At 70.0% G+C, this 20,727-nt stretch carries 17 protein-coding genes; 7 read left to right on the top strand and 10 right to left on the bottom strand.

Features of this window, described 5'->3' with window-relative positions; all coding sequences use genetic code 11:
* From FK529_RS07820 to FK529_RS07805, 4 genes are all read left to right on the top strand, one after another.
* Positions 1 to 420 (top strand): prepilin peptidase, encoded by a 420-nt coding sequence (locus FK529_RS07820; protein WP_146560418.1) that lies wholly within the window; start codon positions 1 to 3, stop codon positions 418 to 420.
* A gap of 85 nt (positions 421 to 505) precedes the next feature.
* On the top strand, positions 506 to 1,600 hold the full coding sequence (locus tag FK529_RS07815; RefSeq protein WP_205124368.1) for an LLM class flavin-dependent oxidoreductase: 1,095 nt from the start codon (positions 506 to 508) through the stop codon (positions 1,598 to 1,600).
* Positions 1,600 to 2,631 carry an MsnO8 family LLM class oxidoreductase gene (locus tag FK529_RS07810; protein WP_146560417.1) on the top strand — a complete coding sequence of 344 codons (1,032 nt, stop codon included), beginning with the start codon at positions 1,600 to 1,602 and terminating at the stop codon, positions 2,629 to 2,631. The genes FK529_RS07815 and FK529_RS07810 overlap by 1 nt, the downstream gene beginning before the upstream one ends.
* Positions 2,616 to 3,968, top strand: coding sequence for an LLM class flavin-dependent oxidoreductase (locus FK529_RS07805; RefSeq protein ID WP_146560416.1), 1,353 nt, complete (start codon positions 2,616 to 2,618; stop codon positions 3,966 to 3,968). Before FK529_RS07810 ends, FK529_RS07805 begins: the two co-directional genes overlap by 16 nt.
* Before the next feature lie 74 nt (positions 3,969 to 4,042).
* Here the strand turns inward: FK529_RS07805 and FK529_RS07800 are convergent, their stop codons facing one another.
* The 7 genes from FK529_RS07800 to FK529_RS07775 are packed head-to-tail and all read right to left on the bottom strand — an operon-like array spanning position 4,043 to position 9,555.
* A complete protein-coding gene (locus FK529_RS07800; protein ID WP_146560415.1) occupies positions 4,043 to 5,053 on the bottom strand; it encodes an LLM class flavin-dependent oxidoreductase in 1,011 nt (336 codons plus the stop codon).
* A 3-nt stretch (positions 5,054 to 5,056) separates the two neighbouring features.
* Positions 5,057 to 5,716, bottom strand: coding sequence for a transporter substrate-binding domain-containing protein (locus FK529_RS07795; protein WP_231702988.1), 660 nt, complete (start codon positions 5,714 to 5,716; stop codon positions 5,057 to 5,059).
* Complete coding sequence (locus tag FK529_RS20535; RefSeq protein WP_231702987.1) at positions 5,665 to 5,973, bottom strand: hypothetical protein; 309 nt, start codon at positions 5,971 to 5,973, stop codon at positions 5,665 to 5,667. The genes FK529_RS07795 and FK529_RS20535 overlap by 52 nt, the downstream gene beginning before the upstream one ends.
* Before the next feature lie 32 nt (positions 5,974 to 6,005).
* Entirely contained in the window at positions 6,006 to 6,776 is a 771-nt protein-coding gene (locus FK529_RS07790; protein WP_146560414.1) for an amino acid ABC transporter ATP-binding protein, read from the bottom strand.
* Positions 6,773 to 7,747, bottom strand: a complete 975-nt coding sequence (locus tag FK529_RS07785; protein WP_146560413.1) for an amino acid ABC transporter permease — start codon at positions 7,745 to 7,747, stop codon at positions 6,773 to 6,775. The genes FK529_RS07790 and FK529_RS07785 overlap by 4 nt, the downstream gene beginning before the upstream one ends.
* Positions 7,748 to 7,789: 42 nt before the next feature.
* Positions 7,790 to 8,470 carry a response regulator transcription factor gene (locus tag FK529_RS07780; RefSeq protein ID WP_146560412.1) on the bottom strand — a complete coding sequence of 227 codons (681 nt, stop codon included), beginning with the start codon at positions 8,468 to 8,470 and terminating at the stop codon, positions 7,790 to 7,792.
* A complete protein-coding gene (locus tag FK529_RS07775) occupies positions 8,467 to 9,555 on the bottom strand; it encodes a sensor histidine kinase (RefSeq protein WP_158635073.1) in 1,089 nt (362 codons plus the stop codon). The genes FK529_RS07780 and FK529_RS07775 overlap by 4 nt, the downstream gene beginning before the upstream one ends.
* 123 nt (positions 9,556 to 9,678) lie before the next feature.
* Here FK529_RS07775 and ilvA point away from each other — a divergent pair, with 123 nt between their 5' ends.
* The 3 genes from ilvA to FK529_RS20000 are packed head-to-tail and all read left to right on the top strand — an operon-like array spanning position 9,679 to position 11,362.
* On the top strand, positions 9,679 to 10,986 hold the full coding sequence (ilvA, locus tag FK529_RS07770) for a threonine ammonia-lyase IlvA (protein WP_438947186.1): 1,308 nt from the start codon (positions 9,679 to 9,681) through the stop codon (positions 10,984 to 10,986).
* Between the two features lie 56 nt (positions 10,987 to 11,042).
* On the top strand, positions 11,043 to 11,165 hold the full coding sequence (locus FK529_RS20695; RefSeq protein ID WP_269432084.1) for a hypothetical protein: 123 nt from the start codon (positions 11,043 to 11,045) through the stop codon (positions 11,163 to 11,165).
* Positions 11,166 to 11,176: 11 nt separating this feature from the next.
* Positions 11,177 to 11,362 (top strand): YetF domain-containing protein, encoded by a 186-nt coding sequence (locus tag FK529_RS20000; protein ID WP_158635072.1) that lies wholly within the window; start codon positions 11,177 to 11,179, stop codon positions 11,360 to 11,362.
* Positions 11,363 to 11,514: 152 nt separating this feature from the next.
* Here FK529_RS20000 and FK529_RS07760 read toward each other — a convergent pair whose 3' ends face one another.
* The 3 genes from FK529_RS07760 to FK529_RS07750 are packed head-to-tail and all read right to left on the bottom strand — an operon-like array spanning position 11,515 to position 20,726.
* Complete coding sequence (locus FK529_RS07760) at positions 11,515 to 12,204, bottom strand: EcsC family protein (protein WP_146560408.1); 690 nt, start codon at positions 12,202 to 12,204, stop codon at positions 11,515 to 11,517.
* Positions 12,205 to 12,207: 3 nt separating this feature from the next.
* Positions 12,208 to 14,430 (bottom strand): 3'-5' exonuclease, encoded by a 2,223-nt coding sequence (locus FK529_RS07755; RefSeq protein ID WP_146560407.1) that lies wholly within the window; start codon positions 14,428 to 14,430, stop codon positions 12,208 to 12,210.
* Positions 14,430 to 20,726 (bottom strand): DEAD/DEAH box helicase, encoded by a 6,297-nt coding sequence (locus tag FK529_RS07750; RefSeq protein ID WP_146560406.1) that lies wholly within the window; start codon positions 20,724 to 20,726, stop codon positions 14,430 to 14,432. Before FK529_RS07750 ends, FK529_RS07755 begins: the two co-directional genes overlap by 1 nt.
* Position 20,727 lies beyond the last annotated feature (1 nt).

Here is a 20,727-nt window from a genome sequence, read left to right as displayed (position 1 = left end):
GTGGAGTGGGGGCTCTTCGGGGGTGTCTTCCTGGCGTGGTGCGCCGCGCTGTGCTGGTTCGACGTGCGCGAGCGGCGGCTGCCGAACCTCCTGACCCTGCCCGCCGCGTCGGTCGCGCTCGCCGGTGCGCTCTGGGTCGTGGTCGACGGTGCCCTCGCCCCGCTGATCGGCGCCGTCCTCTGGACGGCGGTGAACGGCGCCGCGTTCCTCGGCCGCGGCATGGGCGCGGGTGATGTGAAGTTGGCGCCGACACTCGGCGCGGTCGTCGCCGCGGCGGGTGGCGTCCCGTCGGTGCTCCTCGCGATCCTCGGCGCGCAGCTGCTCACCCTGGCGTGGGCGCTCAGCGCACGGGATCGCACGGTGCCCCACGGTCCCGCGATGATCGCCGCGGCCGTGCTCGCCGCGGGATTCGCCGCATGATCAGGGCGGCTGACGAGCGATTCCCTTGGATCCACAGTGAGCGCAAGGGGTCACAGACGACACCGCGAGGCCTACCGTCGATTCCGTGACCGCACCGACCTCACGCCCTATCCTCGGGCTTGCCCTGGAGCCGTTCGGCTGGCACCCCGCAGCGTTCGCGGAGGTAGGCGCGGACCCACAGGAGGCCACCTCCGCGGAGCATTGGGTTGGGCTGGCCCGCTCCGCGGAGGCGGCCGCCGCCGACTTCGTGACGTTCGAGGACTCGTTCTCGCTCACCGCGCGTGACCGCCTCTCGGGGCGGTTCGACGCGACCCTGCTCGCGGCCCGCGTGGCGCCGGCGGTCCCGCGGATCGGCCTGGTGCCCACGGTCACCGCGACCCACACCGAGCCCTTTCACGCCTCGAAGGCGATAGCGACGCTGGACTACGTGAGCGGCGGCCGCGCCGGCGTGCTTCCCGCGACCACTGGCGCCGCCGCCGATGCGGCCCTTTTCGGCCGCAAGGAGGTGCAGGACGCGGCGTCCCGTGCCGCCGAAGCCCGCGAGTACATCGAGGTGCTCCGCGACCTCTGGGACAGCTGGGAGGACGAGGCGATCGTCAAGGATGTCGCCACCGGCCGCTACGTCGACCGGGACCGCCTGCACTACATCGACTTCCAGGGCGAGAACTTCTCCGTCAAGGGGCCGTCGATCACGCCCCGGCCCCCGCAGGGGCAGCCGCCCGTTCTCGTGCGGGTCACGGACGCCGAGAGCGAGTCCGTGGCCGTCGGGGCCGATCTCGCGATCGTTCCCGCCGCGCCCGACGAGGAACTCGCCGAGACGGCCCGGCGGCTCCGCGGTGCCGGCGTTCCGCTGGTGCTCGTCGACGTCACCGTCCACCTCGCCGACTCCGAGCGGACCGCGCTGCGCCGCATCGAGAAGTTGGACCACCGCGAGCCCGCGGACGACGACACGCAGGTCTTCGCAGGGACCGGGAAGGCCCTGGCGCGGACGGTCTCCGGCTGGCAGTCCCTCGGCTTCGACGGCGCCCGGCTGCGTCCCGGCGTCAACGCCGTCGACCTGCCCCGCCTCCGTGCCGCGTTCGCGCCGCTCCTGCCTGGGGCCCCGCGCGAGGGGACCCTGCGCGAGATCCTCGGTCTCGCGCCCGCGGTCAATCGCTTCGCCGCGGTGAAGGGGGCCTGATGTCCCTCGGTCTGAACGTCCTCGACCTCGCGCCCATCCCGGACGGCGGCACCCCGTCGGACGCACTGCGCAACACCCTGGACCTGGCGCGCCGCGCCGAGGACTGGGGGTACGGCCGGTACTGGGTCGCCGAACACCACTTCGCGCACGTCGCGAGCACCACCCCCGCCGTGCTCATCGGCGAGATCCTGGCCCGCACGAGTCGGATCCGCGTCGGATCCGCGGCCGTGCTCATCGGCTTCAGCACGGCGCCCGCCGTCGCCGACGCCTTCGGCGTGCTCGCCGCCCTGCATCCAGGACGGGTCGACATCGGCCTCGGCCGGACAGGGCAGCGCCTGCGGACCCCACCGGCCGGCGCGCCCGCCCCGAATCCGGCGATCGTCGCCGGTTACGAGCAGCTCTACCACCCCAGAGCCGAGCCGCCGACCTATACGCAGCAGGTCGACGACGTGCTCGCTCTCGTCGGCGGCACGTACACCGCCGACGGGCACGCGCTGCGCTCTCCCGTCGCCGAGGCGGCACGGGACGCGCCCGTGTGGATCTTCGGCAGCAGCGCGGGGGAGAGCGCGCAGCTCGCGGGCGCCCGCGGTCTGCCCTTCGTCGCGAACTACCACGTCAGCCCCTCTACGACCATCGAGGCGGCACAGGCCTATCGGGAGGCCTTCCGGCCCTCCGACCGCCTCGCCGCACCGCACCTGGTGGTGAGCGCCGACGTCGTCGTCGGCGACACCGAGGCGCAGGCCCGGGAGCTCGCCGCCGGCTTCCCGGCCTGGGTGCACTCCATCAGGTACGGCACCGGGGCGATCGCCTACCCACGCGACAGCGCCGGGCTCACCGATGAGGATCGAGCGAAAGTCGCCGACCGCACCGACACTCAGTTCGTCGGCGAACCCAGCCGCGTCGCCGACGGTCTGCGGGCACTCGCCGAGCGCACGGGTGCCGACGAGCTCGTGATCACCTCGGTCACCCACGACCACGCCGCGCGCCTCCGCAGCCATGAACTCCTGGCCAAGGAATGGGGTCTCCTGTGACGATCGACCGTTCCGACGTCCCGGTGCGGGAGGGCGAGCACCGCAAGCAGATCCACCTGGCGGCGCACTTCCCAGGGGTGAACCACAACACCGTGTGGTCGGACCCGGCGGCGCGGAGCCAGGTGGAGTTCGACTCCTTCGTGTACCTCGCCCGGGCCGCGGAGCGCGCCACGTTCGACTTCTTCTTCCTCGCCGAGGGCTTGCGCCTGCGCGAGCACCTCGGGCGCATCCACGATCTCGACGTCGTCGGCCGGCCCGACACCTTCACGGTGCTCGCGGCGCTGGCCGCCGTCACCGACCGGATCGGCCTCGCGGGCACCATCAACACGACCTTCAACGAGCCCTTCGACGTGGCGCGCCAGTTCGCCACGCTCGATCACCTCAGCGGCGGCCGCGCCGCCTGGAACATGGTCACCAGTTCCGACGCCTTCACCGGCGAGAACTTCCGCCGCGGGGGCTATCTCGCACACGCCGACCGCTATCGCCGAGCCGACGAGTTCGTGGCCGTCGCGCGGAGGTTCTGGGACGGGTGGGACCGCGGCGACGTCGTTCATCACGGCACGCAGTTCGACGTGCGCGGAGCGGCGCCGCTGCCGCCCTCGCCGCAGGGGCACCCCGTCCTGCTGCAGGCCGGGGACTCCGGTGAGGGCCGGGACTTCGCCGCGGCGCAGGCCGACGCGATCTTCACCCGCCACGGCTCGCTCGAGAGCGGCCGGACGTTCTACGCCGACGTCAAGCGTCGCGCCGCCGATCGCGGCCGGAATCCCGACCACCTCAAGGTCTTCCCCGGCGCCGCCGCCGTCGTCGGTGACACGCCGGACGAGGCGCAGGAGAAGGCCCGCGACATCCGCCGCAGGCAGGTGAGCCCGCAGACCGCGCTCAACTTCCTCGAGCAGGTATGGGGCCGGGAGCTGCAGTCCTTCGACCCCGACGGTCCGCTACCCGACGTGGAGCCGGTCTACGACGCTCCGGCGGTGCAGGGCCGTGTGCAGCACGGCGATCCGCGGGAGATCGTCGCGACCTACCGGGCGCGAGCCGAGGCCGGCGGCCTCTCCATCCGCGAGCTCGTCATCGAGCTCAACACCAGGCCCCAGTTCGTCGGTACCGCCCAGCAGGTGGCCGACGAGATCGACACCTACATCCAGGCCGATGCCGCCGACGGCTTCATCCTGGTGCCGCACCTCACGCCCACCGGTCTCGACGATTTCATCGATGGCGTCGTGCCGCTCCTGCAGGAGCGGGGAGCGTTCCGCACGGAGTATGCGGGCACCACCCTCCGCGAGCACCTGGGGCTGCCCGCCCCGGAGGCCACGAGCGGAGCACGGCGCGCCGGTTAGCCGCCCCTGCACTCGCGGGACACGGTGCCTGACATTGATCGTTGCCACCGAGTAGCGTCGAGCGTCCGATCGCGTCAGGCCGCCGACGAGAGCGCGGGCAGCAGCCCTCGGGCGTCGGTGAGGATCTGCTCGTAGTCGCGGACGTCGAACTCGTACGGCAGTTCCAGGCGGAACTCGGTGACCGCACCGGATTCGGGGGACAATGCCGGGTCGGCGGCGAGCCGCTCGGCGATCTCGGCGACCGGCCCCACGAGGTCCTCTGCGAACAGCGTGCGCTTGTCGCCGTGCGCCGTGAGCGTGCGGTCGTAGCGCGACCGCGCGTACTCCCGGTAGCGCGCCACTGTGGCCCGGTCGGCGCTGTCGGTCGGCACGATCACCCGCCCGACGGCGACCCGCTTGCCGTCGCCGCCGGCGGCGCGGAAGGCGTCGATGAGAGTCGCCTGGACCGCGCCGAAGTCGTCGGATTCGATCCCCGCGGCCGAGACGATGTTGCCGGTGAGCAGGTGCAGGCCGGCTTCGCCGGTCCAGCGCGACGACCCGAGCGACGTTCCGCCGTACCAGGAGCGGTCGGCGAGCCCCGGGGTGTGCGGCTGCAGGCGGGGCCGCTGCACGTTGCCGGGAGACGCGATCCGCGTGTCCTCGTCGCCGAGGTACGCGCCGCGCAGGTGCTCGACGGTGCGCGCCACCCGCGCGTGGCCGAGCTCGTAGGTGCGCCAGTCACCGTCGAAGACCAGGTCCGCGAGCAGGTCCGCGTGCGGCATCCCGGTGGAGAAGCCCGCCTGGATCCGCCCGCCGGAGAGGGCGTCCGCGAGCGAGAGATCCTCGGCCAGCCGGAACGGGTTCTCGTAGCCGATCGGGATGACCGCGGTGCCCAGCTCGATAGTCGTGGTGCGCTGCGAGGCGGCCCCGAGGAAGACCGCCGCGGAGGAGATGCCGTGCTCCAGGTGGCGCTGGCGTACCCATGCGCCGCGGTAGCCCAGGCCCTCGCCGAAGGCGATGAGGCGCAGCGTGTCCTCGAGCCCCGCGGCGGGGTCCTCGTCGAGGTAGTTGCCCGGGGTGAGGAAGGCGAGCGACTCGATCGCCACCGGTCAGAATCCCGCGGTCGGGTTGATCTCGGACTTCGGGAGCGCCGAGGTCGGCACCTTCCACTTCTCGAACAGCCTCTGGTACTCGCCGCGGGCGATGAGGGTGTTGACCGCCTGGGAGATCGCGGGCGCGATGGGGGAGCCCTTCGCCGTCACGAAGCCGACGACGGTGGTGGAGTACTCGCCGAGGAACTTCGTGCCGGGCACCTTGTCCACCAGGTACCGCAGGGAGAGCGTGGGGCCGAAGTAGGCGTCCACCCTGTTGTTCTGGAGGCTGAGGATGATGGCGCCCTGTTCGTCGAGGTACTGCACGGTGTATGCGGGCTTGCCCTTCGACGTGCACTGCTCGACGCCCCTCTCCAGGATCTGCTGGAAGGTGGTGCCCGAGCCGGTGACGATCTTCTTGCCGCACAGGTCCTCCAGCGTCTTCACGTTCGTGAGGCCGGAGTTCGACGAGCCGACGAAGGCCTGTCCGTCGTTGAGGTAGGTCGCGAAGTCGACGATCTCGAGGCGCGGCTTGGTGACGCCGAAATTGCCCTGCCCCACCTGGTACCGGCCGTTCTGGACGCCCGGGATGATCGTCGAGAAGGTCCCGATCTCCTCCTTCCACGTCACGCCGAGGGCCTTGGCGACGGCGTTGCGCAGGTCCACGTCGAGACCCACGGGGTTGCCATCGGGGACCTCCCCGGCGTGCGGCAGTTGTTGACGCCGGGCTGCCGGGTGAGCCCCAGCGTCAGCTCGGTGGTGCCGGCGGGCAGGAGGGCCTGCGCGGCGGGGTCGACGGCGACGGACGAGACCACGTCCTGCGTCGGGATCGGGTAGCTGGAACTCTGGGCCGCCGGATCCGACGAGCCACCGCACGCCGCGAGGAGGGTCGCGGCGGCGATCAGGGGCAGAGCGAGCAGGGCGCGGCTGCGCATGGTGGTCTCCTTGGACTCGGATCTAACGGGGATCAGCGCACGGCCGCGAGGAATTCGCGGGTGCGGGGGTGCTCGGCATCGGCGAAGATCGTCTCGGGCTTGCCGGTCTCGACGATGCGGCCGTCGTCCATGAAGATCACGGTGTCGGCGACGTCGCGGGCGAAGCCGATCTCGTGGGTCACGACGACCAGGGTCATGCCCGACTCCGCGAGGTCGCGGATGACGGCCAGCACCTCGCCGACCAGCTCGGGGTCCAGCGCCGAGGTGGGCTCGTCGAAGAGCACGACGTCGGGTCGCATGGCCAGGGTGCGGGCGATCGCCACGCGCTGTTGCTGCCCGCCCGAAAGCTGCGACGGGTACGCCTTCTCGCGCCCCGCCAGCCCGACGCGGGCGAGGAGCTCGCGTCCGCGGTCGGCCGCCTCCGTGGGTGACACGCCGGTGGCGAGCTGTCCCTCGGTGAGGTTCTCCAGCACGGTGAAGTGCGGGAACAGGTTGAACTGCTGGAAGACCATGCCGATACGGCGGCGCTGGCGCGCCACGTCGCGCGGGTGCAGCTCGCGGAGCACGGCGGCCTCACCGCGGTGGCCGGCCGCGCGGTAGCCGATCAGGTCGTCGTTCACCCGCACGTAGCCGGAGTCGGGCCGTTCCAGGTGGTTGATGCAGCGCAGCAGCGTCGACTTCCCGGACCCGGAGGGTCCGAGGATGATCGCGACCTCGCCCTGCTCGACGTCCAGGTCGACGCCGCGCAGCACCTCGGTGCCGCCGAAGGACTTCCGGAGCCCGCGGACCTCGATCGCGCTCATGTGCGCTCTCCCGCCGTGCGGGCGGTGCGGGGGAGCCGGGGACGCAGGCGCGCCGCGTCGGCGAGGACCTCGCGGAAGGGGCGGGCGTCCCGTCGGCCCCGGTTGAATCGGCGCTCGATGAAGTACTGGCCCACGGCCAGCACCGAGGTGATCACGATGTACCAGATGGTCGCGACCAGCAGCAGCGGCATCACCTTGAAGTTCTGGTTGTAGACCAGCTGCACCGAGTACAGGAGATCGGTCACCGCGATGACGCTGACCAGCGACGTCGACTTCAGCAGCCCGATCAGCAGATTGCCGGACGAGGGGATGATCGCCGGCATCGCCTGCGGGAGGATGATGCGGCGGAAGATCCGGGCCGGGCTCAGCCCCAGGGACCGGGCGGCCTCCGTCTGCCCCTGGTCCACCGACACCAGACCGCCGCGCACGATCTCGGCGGCGAACGCGGCGACGTCGATCGTCAGCGCGATGAACGCCGCGACGAGGCCGCTGATGAGATGCGTGGTGTTGAACGTGACGAACTCGGGGCCGAACGGGATACCCAGCGACAGCTGCGGGTACAGCGAGGCGAGCTGAAACCAGAAGAGCAGCAGCACCAGCGGCGGGACCGACCGCACCAGCCAGACGAAGACGAAGGACACGGTCTGCAGCACCGGGCCGCCCCACAGCCGCATCGCCGCGAGGCCGATCCCGAGCACGAAGCCGGCGGCGAAGGTGACCGCGGTGAGCCACAGCGTGAGCCACAGGCCCTTGAGGACCGCTTCCTGGGTGAAGTAGTGGGCGACCGTGGGCCACTCGAACCGCTCATTGGTGATCAGGGTGTTGACCAGCATCGCGCCGAGGACGGCCACGACGGCGACGGCCAGCCAGCGCCCGGGGCGGCGGCGCGGCACCAGGTGCACCGGTGCCGTCGAGGTGTCCGCCGGCGGGCCGTGGGCCGCCCGGGACGGGGAGAGGATCGTCGTCGCCATGGGGTCCGACCGTAAGTCGCCGGCCCGCGGAGAAGAAGGTTTTCAATCGCCCTGACCGGATGCGGCGATCCCGGAATCGAAGGCGTACCGGACGGCGTGCGCGCGGTCCCGCAGCTGCGCCTTCGCGAAGAGATTGTTGATATGGGTCTTCACCGTCGACTCGCTGACGAACAGGTGCGCGGCGATGTCGCGGTTGGTCAGGCCGTCGGCGATGAGCCGCAGCACCTCCGTCTCGCGGGGCGTCAGGTCGGCGGGCGGCACGGCGGGCGGGTTCGACGGTGCCGGACCGGCCCCGGTGCGGCCGGTCGCCGAGGCGAGGAGGCGCTGTTGCACCTGCGGATCGAGCACCGACTGGCCCGCCGCGGCCGCCGTGATCGCCGCAGCGATCTCGGCGCGTCCTGCGTTCTTGGTCAGGTAGCCGCGGGCGCCCGCCTGCAGGCCGCGGAGGATCGACTCCTCGTCGTCGAAGGTGGTGAGCAGCACGACGGCCGTCTCGGGAGCGTCCGCGAGGACGCGCTCGGTGGCCCCGGCGCCGTCGAGGTTCGGCATCCGCAGGTCGGTGAGCAGCACGTCGGGGCGGTGTTCCCGCACAAGTGCCACCGCTTCGACGCCGTCGGCGGCCGCGCCCACGACGGCGATCCCCGGCGCCAGGTCGAGCATCGCGGCGAGCGCGTCGCGCACCGCCGCCTGGTCGTCGGCCACGACCACACGGATGTCGTTCATGCGGGCTCCTTCGTCGGGATGTGCAGTCGCACGGTCCATCCTCCGTCGGCGGTCGGGCCCGCATGCAGCGTGCCTCCGGCCTCGGCCGCGCGCTCACGCATTCCGATGAGGCCCATGCCGGAGCCGGCCACTCCCGTCGCCGTGCCGCGCCCGTTCACCACGGTGAGCTCGGCACCGTCGGGAACGGGGGAGACGCGCGCCGTCACGGGCGCGCCCGCGGCGTACCGCCGGGCGTTCGTGATCGCCTCCTGGGCGACCCGCAGGACCGCCCGGGCCTGGGCGTCCGACAGTTCGACCGGCTCCGCCTCCACGGCCTCGTCGGGCCCGTCCGCGAGCGCCGCGAGGGCCGTGGGCAGGTCGACGGTGTCCTCCCGCAGCGCGTGCACGGCCCCGCGGGCCTCCGTGACGCCGTCCGCGATGGCGCGGCGGGCGCGCTGGACGGCGGCGCGGGCGTCGTCGGGTTTGTCCGCCTCCAGGAGGGCGTCGGCGAGCTCGAGCTGCATCCCGGCACCCGAGAGGGTGTGGGCGAGCACGTCGTGCAGATCGCGGGCGATGCGGGCGCGCTCGGCGAGGGCGCTGCTGCGTGCCTCGGAGTCCGCGGTCAGCTTCGTCTGTTCCACCACCTGTTCCAGCGCCCGTGTGCGTTCCTGCCGGGTCCGGCGGGCGATGCCCGCCCAGACGGTGATGGCGATGGTGAGGCCGATCCAGAAGTCCCCCGAACGCTGCAGGCCGAGCCCGAGGGCCACCGTGCCGCCGAGGAGCGCACTGAGGGGGATCGAGACCTGCTGCGGAACGCGGACGCCGTAGTAGACGGCGGAGATGTACAGCACTAAACCCGTGCCCGGATTCGGTTGCAGCGCGAAGAGCACTCCGCCCGCTATGGCGCCGACCGCCTCCACCGCGATCCACCCGCGTTCCGGGAGTCGGGCCACGGGGAGCGTCCGTGACGCGACCACGAGGCACTGCACCGCGAACAGGATCGGCGCGAGCGGAAGGTCCTCGCCCCAGCGCAGCGTGAACGCCGCGAGGGCCAGGCCGATGACCGAGGCGGCGAACCCGAAGCGCATGCGGTCACCGTCGAACACCTGGCAATGATGGCAGAGTGCCGGCGTCCGCGTCGCGATGGTGCTGGTCGGTGGCATCTGACCTGGGCGGGTGACGCCGATCCTGAAGCGAGTGGGAAAATGACGCGCATGTCTACCTCATCGATGTCCAGTGCCGCCGCCGACCTGACGGTGCACTCGATCATCGAGGCCCGCGCGCGGCTCGCCGGGGTGGTGGCGGTGAGTCCGCTGCAGCTCTGCGACCGGCTCTCCGCGCTGACCGGCGCTAAGGTCTACCTCAAGCGTGAGGACCTGCAGGTGGTCCGCTCCTACAAGATTCGCGGCGCGTACAACCTCATGGCGCAGCTCACCGAGCAGGAGAAGGCCGCCGGCGTCGTGGCCGCCTCGGCCGGCAACCACGCGCAGGGCGTCGCGTTCGCGTGCCGCGCCATGGAGGTGCACGGCCGGATCTACGTGCCGACCACCACGCCGAAGCAGAAGCGGGACCGCATCCGCGCCCACGGCGGCCGGTACGTCGAGCTGATCGCCACCGGCGAGACCTACGACGCCGCGGCCGCCGCCGCGCAGGAGGACGTCGCGTCGACTGGCGCCACCTGGGTGCACGCCTTCGACGATCCGCGCACCACCTCGGGGCAGGGCACCATCGGCGTCGAGTTGGTCGAGCAACTCGGCGGCGTGGTGCCCGACGTGACCGTCATGCCCGTCGGCGGCGCCGGCTGCTTCGCAGGCGTCACCCGGTACCTGCGGTCACAGTCCGGCTCCGCCACGATCGTCGGCGCCGAGCCCGCGGGGGCGCCGTCGCTCGCGCGGGCGCTCGAGGCCGGGGGGCCGATCGACCTGCCGACCATCGACCCGTTCGTCGACGGCGCGGCCGTCAAGCGGATCGGCTCCATCGGCTACGACGTCGCATCGTCCGAGGGGGCGGTCGTGTGGCCCGCGCACTCCGTCCACGACGTGGCGGCCGGGGAGCTGGGCGTCCTGGAGGTGGACGAGGGCGCCATCTGCACCGCCATGCTCGACCTGTATCAGAACGAGGGCGTGATCGCGGAGCCCGCGGGCGCGCTGTCCGTGGCCGCGCTCGCGCAGTTGCGTTTCGAGCCCGGTGCGACGGTCGTGTGCCTGCTCTCGGGCGGCAACAACGACGTCTCGCGGTACAACGAGGTGATCGAGCGTTCCCTGGTGCACCAGGGACTCAAGCATTACTTCCTCGTCGCCTTCCCCCAGGAGCCCGGTGCGCTCCGTCGATTCCTGGACGACGTCCTCGGCCCCGACGACGACATCACCCTGTTCGAGTACGTCAAGCGCAACAACCGCGACACCGGTGAGGCGTTGGTGGGCGTGGAGCTGGGGCGCGCCGACGACCTCGGCGCGCTGCTCGGCCGGATGGACGAATCCCGGCTGCACTGCGAGCGGCTCGAGCCGGGCTCGCCCGCGTACCGCTACCTGACCTGACAAGCGGCGACCCGCCGACTGCCTGTTTCCCTGTCCGCGCGGGGAGACTGGAGCTCATGGTGCTCGACGAGTTGGGAATCGCTGGCAGCGAGGCGTGGGCGGTGGTCTTCGCAACGATCGGCATGTACGCGGCGCTGTTGATCGTGGTGCGCGTCTTGGGGCAGCGCACGACGCCCTGAGTCGCTGCCATGTGTCGAACGCGGAGTTGCTGCCCCACCTCCGGCAGGCTGGTGTCACCGAGATGGGCGAAGTGGCCGCGGTCGTGTTCGAGTCCCGCGGGACACTCAGCGTGATCCGCGCGGGCCGGACGATCGACCCCGCGATCATGGCGGACGTGGTGGGCGCCGAAGTGCTCCGGGACCCGACGGTGGCCTAGTCTGCGATGTTGCCGGGTTCCAGGATCCAGCGGATCTCGTCCGGGAAGTAGAGGCATCGGTCCTCGGTGGAGCCTTTTCCGGTGGGCGGAGAGCCCATGCCTGCGACGGCTGCCATCCTGTGCGATTCGATCGCGCCTCTACCGTGGTCAGGTCAATCTTGTCCGACGCCGTGTTCATCGCCGTCGCGTTGTTCCTCGAGCGGAACAAAGAGCTTCTTCGAGTACTTGTGAATCTGCGTGATCGTTATAGCGTTGAATCCCGCCCCGACTCCGCCGCCGACCACCGGGACAACCTTCACGAGGTTGATGGAGCCCTTCGTCCCGAACTTCGTGAGTAGCCGGAACCCGACGGCCTTGTTGATCTGAGTCAGGACTGTTCCAGGAAGCCTCTTGAGTTGCGCGACCGCGATCTTGTTGCCGATCTGCGCGCCGGCACTGCCGAGGATTCCACCTGCACTGGCACCGAGTAGCGAGATCAAGATCGCACTCCGCACCTCCTCGGACTCGATGTCATACCCCCGGATGTGCGCAACCGCCGCGGAGAGGCGTGCCGCGTTCATGTAGAAGACAGTGATGTCAGTGGGTATCGCGACCGCCATTGTGGGTAGCCCACCGAACCCACTGGCGAATCCGGTTGCGGTGACGATACGACGATGCGTGCCCAATAGTCGATCGATCGCGACTTCGGGGTCGCCATGTGTGCGCAAAGCTTCTTCGGCGACCTCAGCGGCAGGTTTGATCGGTCCGCCGCCTGTCACCGCGAACGTGAGTATTTTGTTCACCAGGGCCATTGCTTGCGACGAACTATCTTCCTGATCAACAGATTTGGACCTGTCTGACATCTGTCACTCCATTTCTTGAAGTTTCGGTAGAAGCTTGGTGGGAACGCCGGTCCAAATCACGACGAGTTGGTCGCGGGCGCGGGTGGCAGCCACGTACAGCAGGGAGCGTTCGCGCTGGAGGGCATCCTCACGATCGCCGTCGGGCAGCGCGTCGATGACGTACTTGCGCGGGACGTTCGCGGCGCCGACCCCGACGAGAATGGCGCAAGCGAACTCCATGCCCTTGCTGCGGTGCATGGTCATCACCTGGGGGAGGCCGCTGCGGCCGGGTGATTCGCGGTCCACGTAGGTCGCGCGCACCTGGTGCTCGCCGAGCGCCCGGACCAGGCTCTCCGCTTCCTTGCGCGTCGCCACAAGTAGCCCGATCGAGTCGTCGGGCACCGTCGGATCATCGATCCAGGACTGGACGATCTCGGCGACGCGCCGGTACTCCTCCGCGAGTGAATCCACCGCGATCTGTTGGGGCGTGGGTCCCCGACGGGCCGACCGGTACTGGGAGATCGAATCCGACTCGCCCTCGAGATCGGTGAAGTCCTGGCCCTCGAGGATGCCGAGGGCGTAGCGCAGGTTCTGTTCCGTGGTGCGATAGTTCAGCGTCAGGCGTGAGGCCCGGCCGCGCACGTTGATCCCGAAGTGGCTCAGCACCAGCTTCTGTCCGTAGATCCGTTGGTGCGCGTCTTCGGCGATGAAGATGTCGTCGGGCCCTGGGGCAGCGAGGGCACGCAACAATTGGAAGCGCGACGGGCTCAGGTCCTGCGCTTCGTCCACCAGCACGTGATCGGCGAGTGGGCTCGAAACGGCGAGAGCCCGGGCCGCGATCGCGGCCTTCTCCTCGTAGTCGACGGTGCCCTCGGCCGCCGAGGCTGCACGGTAGGCGGCGATCACGTCCCACACCCCCTGGCGGCGTGCGCGGTTCAAGGCGACGCCGCGGCCGGGACGTCGCACCCTCAGGTACTCGTTGGCCGTGGTAATCGCGTTGGGCAACACCACCATCGCGTACTCGGCCTCGAGGAAGCCCGGTGTCGTCAAGTCGCGGGGGAGACCTTCGCCGGCCTGATCGGCCGCGGCCTGCCAGCGGCCAGGCCTGGTGGCACGGATCTGTGCGGTCCTGGGGCCGAGAACCTCGGCGACGGGACCGGGATCGCCGTCGCGTCCACCGAGGTCGGCCGCCCGCGTGATCACGGCGTGCGCGATCGAGTCGACGCTGGCGATGTGGATTCCGGGCGAGCCCAGCGAATCCGCGAGCGGCAGCCCTGCGTCGAGCAGTCGCAACTGATCGACGAGGCTATCGGCGAGGGTGCGGTTGAACGTGGTCAGCACGATGCGTGCACCAGGATTGCGGCGTGCGAACTCGCGCGCCCGGTGCACGAGGACCACGGTCTTTCCCGTCCCCGCACCACCCGTGATCCGGGCGGATCCGCGGAAGGACTTGGTCGTGAGCGCCCGCTGCTCCGGATGCAGGAACACCCGCCACGCGTTGAAGTCGGCGTCCTCGACCGCTTTCCGAAGCTCCTCGTCGCCGTCGATGAAGGCGAACTCCATCTGCGCGGAGGGGTGCTGCAGTGCAGTGAGCACGTCGTCGTCCGAATCGCCGGAGGGCGCGGCGCCATCGAGTCCGTACCGTTCCACGACGATGCTGACGCTCTCCCCGGTGAACAGGTCGAGCAGGGCGTGGCCCTGCCACGTAGCGGGTGCGGATTCCGCGTACTCAAGCACCTCGTTCGCGTCCGTGAGGGCCAGCGCACCCGCGGCGAAGCCCGCGTCGAAGCCGAGCTCGGCGAGGTACTCGACGGTGTACTCCCGGTCGCGCAGCGATCGCGTGCGCGGCGTGTCCGGTGTCGCGGGAGGCGGTGGCGGCGTGACCGGCCGGGGCGGCATCGGCGGCGCGGGTTCGTCGTCGACCGGAATGAGCTCGGCGATGCCGTTGCGGGGGTTGATGTTGAGTCGCGACTTCTGCGCGACGGCGATCGCCTCGTCGTGGGGGTACGTGCCCGCGAAGACGTACGCGGCGTCGCCACCGCTGCCCTGGAGCTTGAACAGAACCGCGCGGTAGCTCAGGTCCACGCGGCCCGTCCGCACCCTGGAGTCGACGGAGTTGTTGATGGGCTCGATGTGCAGGCCGGGAGTCGAATCGTTCTCCGCGAGCTTCGCCAGGAACTGGTACGTGGCCTTTTGGAGGCTGCCGTCGATCTTGCGCAACGCCGGCCCGAGGACGATCTGCGGCATCAGAGACCTTTCTCGCTCAGGGTGCTTCGGAGGATGTCCACATCGGGGGCGCAGACGGCCCAGCCGGCGGAGGTCAGCTGGGCGAGTTCGTCCTCGGCGAGTTCGATGTCCAGCACGACCTTCACGGCGGGCCAGGAGATCTCGAGCGGAATACCGCCCGCGGCCTCCTCTCCGACGGTCGGGAGCGGCAGGCTTGCCGCGGCGATCGCCGCGATCAGCTCGGGCGCGGAGGTGGACTCGAAGGCCTCCAACCAGGCGCCCGTCAGGGTGGTCGCCGTCGCCGTGTTCGACGGTGCGCTCTCCGGCACGGATGCGGAGGGCGGCACCGCCGCCGCGTGGCGGCGCGTGGTCACGTCCGAACCGAGTACCCGGAAATTGAGCAGGTTCGACCAGTGCAGCCATTCCCGCCACGACTGCTTGCCGTCGATCGAAATGGTGTGCTCGGCATCGTCGTACACTACGGCCACATCGCTGACCTCGGCGCCCGAGCCGTGGGGGCGCAGCCGCAGCGAGAACGCAAGGTCACCCTTCCGTCCGACGAAAAGGTCACCGTCGGACGCGGGAACGATCCCGTCGAGCCGGGCCAGTGCCGCCTCCACCGGGGAGTCTGCGGAGGTGCGGGTGCCCTGCGCGCCGAGACTGAACACTGCCAGCATCGGCGCCCAGTGCGCCAACTGCTTGCGTGACTCGTGCGACGGATTCTGCACCCAGGCGACGAGCAGGTCCAGGGCGTTCTTGAACACCAGGTCCACGGCGCTCTTCGCGAGGCCGTCTCCCGCTGCCTTCAACACGAGGGGCGTTGCGTTGGGGTGGAACACCGACGATGTCATTGGTTTTCCGTCCACGTCATCACGCGTCACCGCGATCACTTGATAGCCGCCGCTGCGAAGGTTGCGGCGCTTCTCCGCGTCGTCGGCAAGCCGGTTGTGCGCGGAACTCGCGTGGTACTGCCACCCGTCGGTGAAGATGGCGGTCGGCGGCACGCCCGATCGGGTGGAGCTGAGCACGAAGTCGGGCTTGCTGCCCAGCAGGTTCTGCTGCGGCTGCAGTGTCCACTGGTTCGCCGAACCGAGCGCGATCTTCCACTCGACGCCGCGGTCGGTCGGCTTCTCCGAGATCGTGGCGCCGAGGGTCTCCAGTCGTTTCCGGAAGGCCACCCGGAACCGCTTCTCGAGGTCGGACTCGTCGTCCGGCGTCTCCGGCTCGACGGCTGTCACCTCCCACGGACGTTTAGTGGGTACCTCCACGTCCTCGTCGTACCCGTGTGTATCTCCCGTAAGGAGGCTGACGAGGTGCTTCTCGGCCTGGCTGCGCGAGGTGTACCGCAGGTCCGCGAGGGAGGCGAACGGCAGCAGGCACCGGTCACACGCGAGCTTGCCCTCGTTCTGGCATTCGCAGGCGTGCACGACTTCCCAGGCACGGTACAGCAGATCCCACACGGCGTCGGGCTGGGCGAGATCGGCGAGGTAGCCGGTGCCGCCCGGGACGGTGTCGTGCAGTAGGAGCGAGGGGCGCACGGTGTCGTCGCCCGACGGTTCCGCGATGCTCGCCACGTGGAGGTGGTCGGGGGCGCCTCCGATTCTCTCCCGGAGGCCGAGGAGCAGCGCGGCCGCGAGGGACGGCACGGCGAACGTGTCGCCGAGGGTGATCGTGACCGGGAGGCGCAGCACGAGGCCCTCCGTGGTCATCGCGCGAGCGAGCGCGACCGACACAGCGTCCTCGTCGAGAGCCGCGCGCTTCGGACACCACGGACGGTGCTCCGCGGGCCGGTTCGTGCGCGCGGATCGATCCAGCTTTCCGCACTCCCGGCACACCCGGAACAGGGACGCCTCCACGTCGACACCGGCGACGATCCGCGACGCCCCGGAGCTGAGGCCGGTCCCCATGTTGATCCACCGGATCTTGAGACGCCGCACATGCGTGACGCCGAGGCCGAGGCCCTGGACGAACCACCGTGAATTGATCTCGGCGGGATCGACGTCCGCGGCGGTGACCACCCGGTACAGCTGACGGGCCCGTTCGTCCCGGGCGTCGTCGATCGTAGCCTCATCGCGGCGGATCACCGAAGAGACGTTTTTGAGTTCGACCACGGGCAACCGCTGGCCGGTATCGGCGAGGGAGCTCGACCCGCAGCGGGGGCACTTCGACGGTGCCTTCGCGGCGGCGTCCTGCGACAGGTCCTCGACGTAGCCGCACTGGGCGCAGCAGGCCCATTCGTGGACCTCCTCGCTGTCGATCCCGAGGTCGACGGCGTCGATATGGATCTCGAATCCGTTGGCGTAGAAGGTGGAGCCGGGGGCGAAATCCCGGAGTGCCTGAGCGGAGCCGCGATTGATCTCGAAGTCGTCGCTCTCGTACTGCTCGGTGTCGGGATCGCGCCAGTTGACCGAGACGGCGAGCGTCACAGAATCGTCGAGCAGCGTGTAGTTGGGGAACAACCCGAAGGTCTCCAGCGCGCTGATCCAGTACGTTGAGTTGAGGTTAGTCAGTTGCCTGTCGATGAGACGCGCGGTGGCCTCCGCGGTGCGCAGCTCGTCCTTGTCATCGGAGGTGGCGGCAGGGGACGTCGCTCTGGTCCGCAGCTCGGGGATGAGTGCGCGCACCGCCTTCAGTCGGTGCTGCAACGTCTCGATGCGGCGGTTCCACTCGAACGAGGCGCGTTGGCAGCGTTGCGCGAGGAGGCTCGTCCCGGGGCCGTCCGCCGGATCCGGGAACTGCCGCAGGTGTGCGGTCACATCGTCGCCCAGGGGCGGAAACGCCCCGAGGAACTGGTCGACCAGGTCCGCCGCCCGGGATTCAGCCTCGGCGATCAACGCTCCCAGGTAGGACTGCGGTCCCGTCGATTTCAGTGCATCCGGGGTGGTGTGCGGGTGGGGTGTGTCGGGGCGGCGGGCCAGGATATCGGCGACGGACGCGGTGAACTGGCGCCGCAGGATCTCCTCGGCGTCGAGATACGTAGCCGGCGGACGTACAGTGCCGTTGATCGTCTCGTCCGGTCGGGTGAAGCGCGGGAGCTGATCGCCGCGTCCCGTGACGTACGCCAGGGCCAGGGCGTTGCCGGTGAGTCGGCCGGCGCGGCCTACGCGCTGCAGGTACGACGCGACGGTGCGGGGCAGGGACGAAAGCATGACCGCCGAGAGATCGCCGATGTCGATGCCCATCTCGAGGGTGGGTGTGGCGACGAGGACGTTCGGCGCGTTCGGCGGGGGATCGGTCATCTTGAAACGGTTCTCGTACTCGAGGCGCTTCTCGTCGGGCAGCAGACTGGTGTGTTCGCGCGCCACCACACGGCGAATGTCCGTGGAGGCGTACATGTGCCGGTAGAAGTTGTCGTCGATGTGATGGCGCTGCAACGTCCCCTCGCAGCGCTGGACGAGGCAGGGGGCGCCCAGCATCTGCTGTACGACCTCCGGAGCGGAGTACAGCGGCGCGCGGCACGTCGAGCAGATCAGTGACACTGCATCGTCGGCGAGTTCCCGTGCCGTGACGGTGCGTGCGATCACCGATGTGGGAGGCAGGCCGTACGTCTGGGCCCCGGACTGGGTGGTGGTGCGCTCCACCACGTCCCGGTGGTGCAGGCGATCGAACAGGATGCGGGCCAGCGTGCCACCCTCGATCGCCGTCATTCCCAACGACTTGGCGGTCCACTTCGCATACCAACCGCGCGGAGAGGCGATCGGCTCCAGATCTGTCTCGCCGCTCTTGCCCGTGATCGGGTAGGCGGGCGCCGAGGAGCCGCGGCCGAACCCGGGCATCCCCTCACCCCGCTTGCGGCCGCCGGTGATCCACCACCGGTTGCCGTCCTCCTGGCGATATCGCTCGAACCACGGGTGCGCGATCGCGCCCCGCTGTCGTAGGTGCAGGAGGACACCTTGGATCCAACGGAGCAGGATCGCGTCCTCGGGATCATCGAGAGACGTCTGCACGTCCGGGGAACGAACCACCTCGTGCCCGATGGCGAGCAGCTTCGAGGTGGGCACGTCCAGGTAGGCGAGAGCCGTACCGGTGCGCTCCATCGTGCGGCCGACCCCGGACCGCAGGCCGAACTCGAGTGCGGTGTCCAGGGCCAGCCGGCGCGCCATGGCATTGCGCAGTTTGAGCGGAACACCTGCGGCGGTCTTCGCGGTCCAGAACTTCGCGAAGTCGCTCCGCTCGGCGAGTTCGGGTGGGAGGAGCCGGAATCGTGCCGCTTGATCGTCGCCCGCCAGCGCGAGCACGCGGTGGGTGAGTGAGTCGAGGTCGGAGGGACCGTCGTTGAGCGCCTGCCGGATCAGGGTGCGCAGCGTGAGCGCGTGCGAGCGCGCCTGGACGAAGCCCGCGCGGTGGGCGGCGTCCTGCACGCTGTCGGTGAACACCAGCGCGCGCTTCTCGCGGCTGTCCAGTTCGGGTGTGCCGAAGAGAGTGGACATCGAGACGGACAGCATCGTGGCGATCGCGGAGCCCAGGAACCGGATTCCGTCGGGTTGTTTGCAGGACGGGCACGTCTGTTTCACGGAGTCCGCCCCCGCATCATCGCCGAGGTTCATCAGGACGGGCAGCGCCAGGCCTTCGGCAAGGTACAGCTCGTCGGGCCGTTGCAGCGAGATGCGGCGTTCCTGAACCATCAGCCACGCGAGCCCGGTCGGGTCGTCGGGGGAGGCGGCCGGCCCGGCCTCTGCATCGAGAGCCTCCTTCGGGGCGTGGATCAGGGCGCGGAAGCGGTCGTCCTTGTTGAGTGAGCGGCGACGAATGGTGGTGTCGTCGGCATCCAAGTCGGTGCCCGTGGGGGCGAGGACTGCGCCCCAGCCGGAACGGTTGCAGTGGCGGCAGTACGTCGACGGTAGGTACGTCACCTCGTGGTGGTCCTCCATCTGGTCGATCACCACGCCGTCGTCGGCCCAGATGAAGCGCGGTGCGCCGGAGAGGGCACGGTCGATGCGGGTGAGCTCTCGGATCCACAGGTGCACCTCGACCGAGGCCGCGGCGCGTCCGCCGGCGGGGGAGGCGCGGACGTGGCTGAGCAGAGTCAGGAGGGGCCCGACGACGTGCGGCCCGCCCAGTTCGTCGACGGTGACGGCGGCCCGGGTGCGCCGCATGAGTTCGTGGATCATCGGATGGGCGCGCACCAGATCGAGGAGGAGCGATTCGTCTTGGCCGATCGCGCGGGCGATCGCAGCGGGCGACTTCTGGTACAGCGTGCCGAGTACGGTGCAGGATGCAGCGAACGGGTCGTCCGGGTCGGCAGTGATCGCCGCGATCGTGGATGTGTCGGTCTCCTTCGGCGGCAGGCCTGCCGCGGTCACGCGAGCCTCGGCTCCGTCGGACCAGTCCGCCACGGAGCGGCGCGATTCGGTGACCACGGACTCGGCGGTGAACGCGTCGCCGAACACGGTGTGGGCGAATTCGAGCATGGTGGTGGGGTCGTTGCCGTCGCCGAGGGTGGCGGAGGTGGCGACCGGGGTGATGCGGCCGAGCGGGCGTTCGCGGTCCTCGGTCGTGATGCCGGGTTCGTCGTCGTGCCAGTAGCTTTTGAGCGTCTGGCCGAGGCGGCGCAGCAGCATGGAGACGTCGGTGCCCTGGGCGCCGTCGTAGGTGTGGAATTCGTCGAGTACCAGGTACTGGAGGCTGGTGGCGCTCTGCTTCCAGAGCTCCGCGTCCGCCGGACGGAGGAGCAGCTGATCGAGCATCTTGTAGTTGGTGAGCAGGATGTCCGGGGCGGTGTCGCGGATGATCTCGCGCTCGGTGATCAGGCCCTCTGCGGTGACGCGGCCGCGTTTCGGGCCGGACTCACCGGTGTACAGGGCGGCGGTGATGCCGCCGAGCGCGGGATTGCTCGTGAGCAGTTCGGTGAGACGGGACGCCTGGTCGTTGGCCAGGGCGTTCATCGGGTAGAGGACGAGCGCCTTCGTGCCGGTCTGACCGTTGCGCTTGGCGCGCTGGACGTGGTCGAGGATCGGGTAGAGGAAGGTCTCGGTCTTGCCCGATCCTGTGCCGGTGGTCACGAGAGTGGGCTGCGGGCGCGGCTTCTCGGGGGTCAGGTTGTAGCTGGAAAGTCGCTCGAACGCCGCCGCCTGGTGGCCGTACGGCGTGAATCCCTCGTACCACTCCAGCGATTCGCGCCACCCGTCCGCCGCGGGCCGGAACGGCAGGCGTAGCCGCACGTACGGGCCGCGGAACATCCCGGTCTTCGGGTCCTGCAGGAACTCGTCGAGCACCTGCTTCGCGTCCGGGTCTGCCAACGCGAAAGTGGTGCCGAGGTAATCCAGCAGGCTCGCCTTGATCGTCTCGGCCTGTGAGAGGGGAAGCAGCTCGGCCATT

Source organism: Tsukamurella asaccharolytica (assembly GCF_007858435.1).
Lineage (GTDB): Bacteria > Actinomycetota > Actinomycetes > Mycobacteriales > Mycobacteriaceae > Tsukamurella > Tsukamurella asaccharolytica.
Note: the sequence above shows the minus strand (reverse complement) of the source record. Positions and strands in the feature narration are given on the sequence as shown.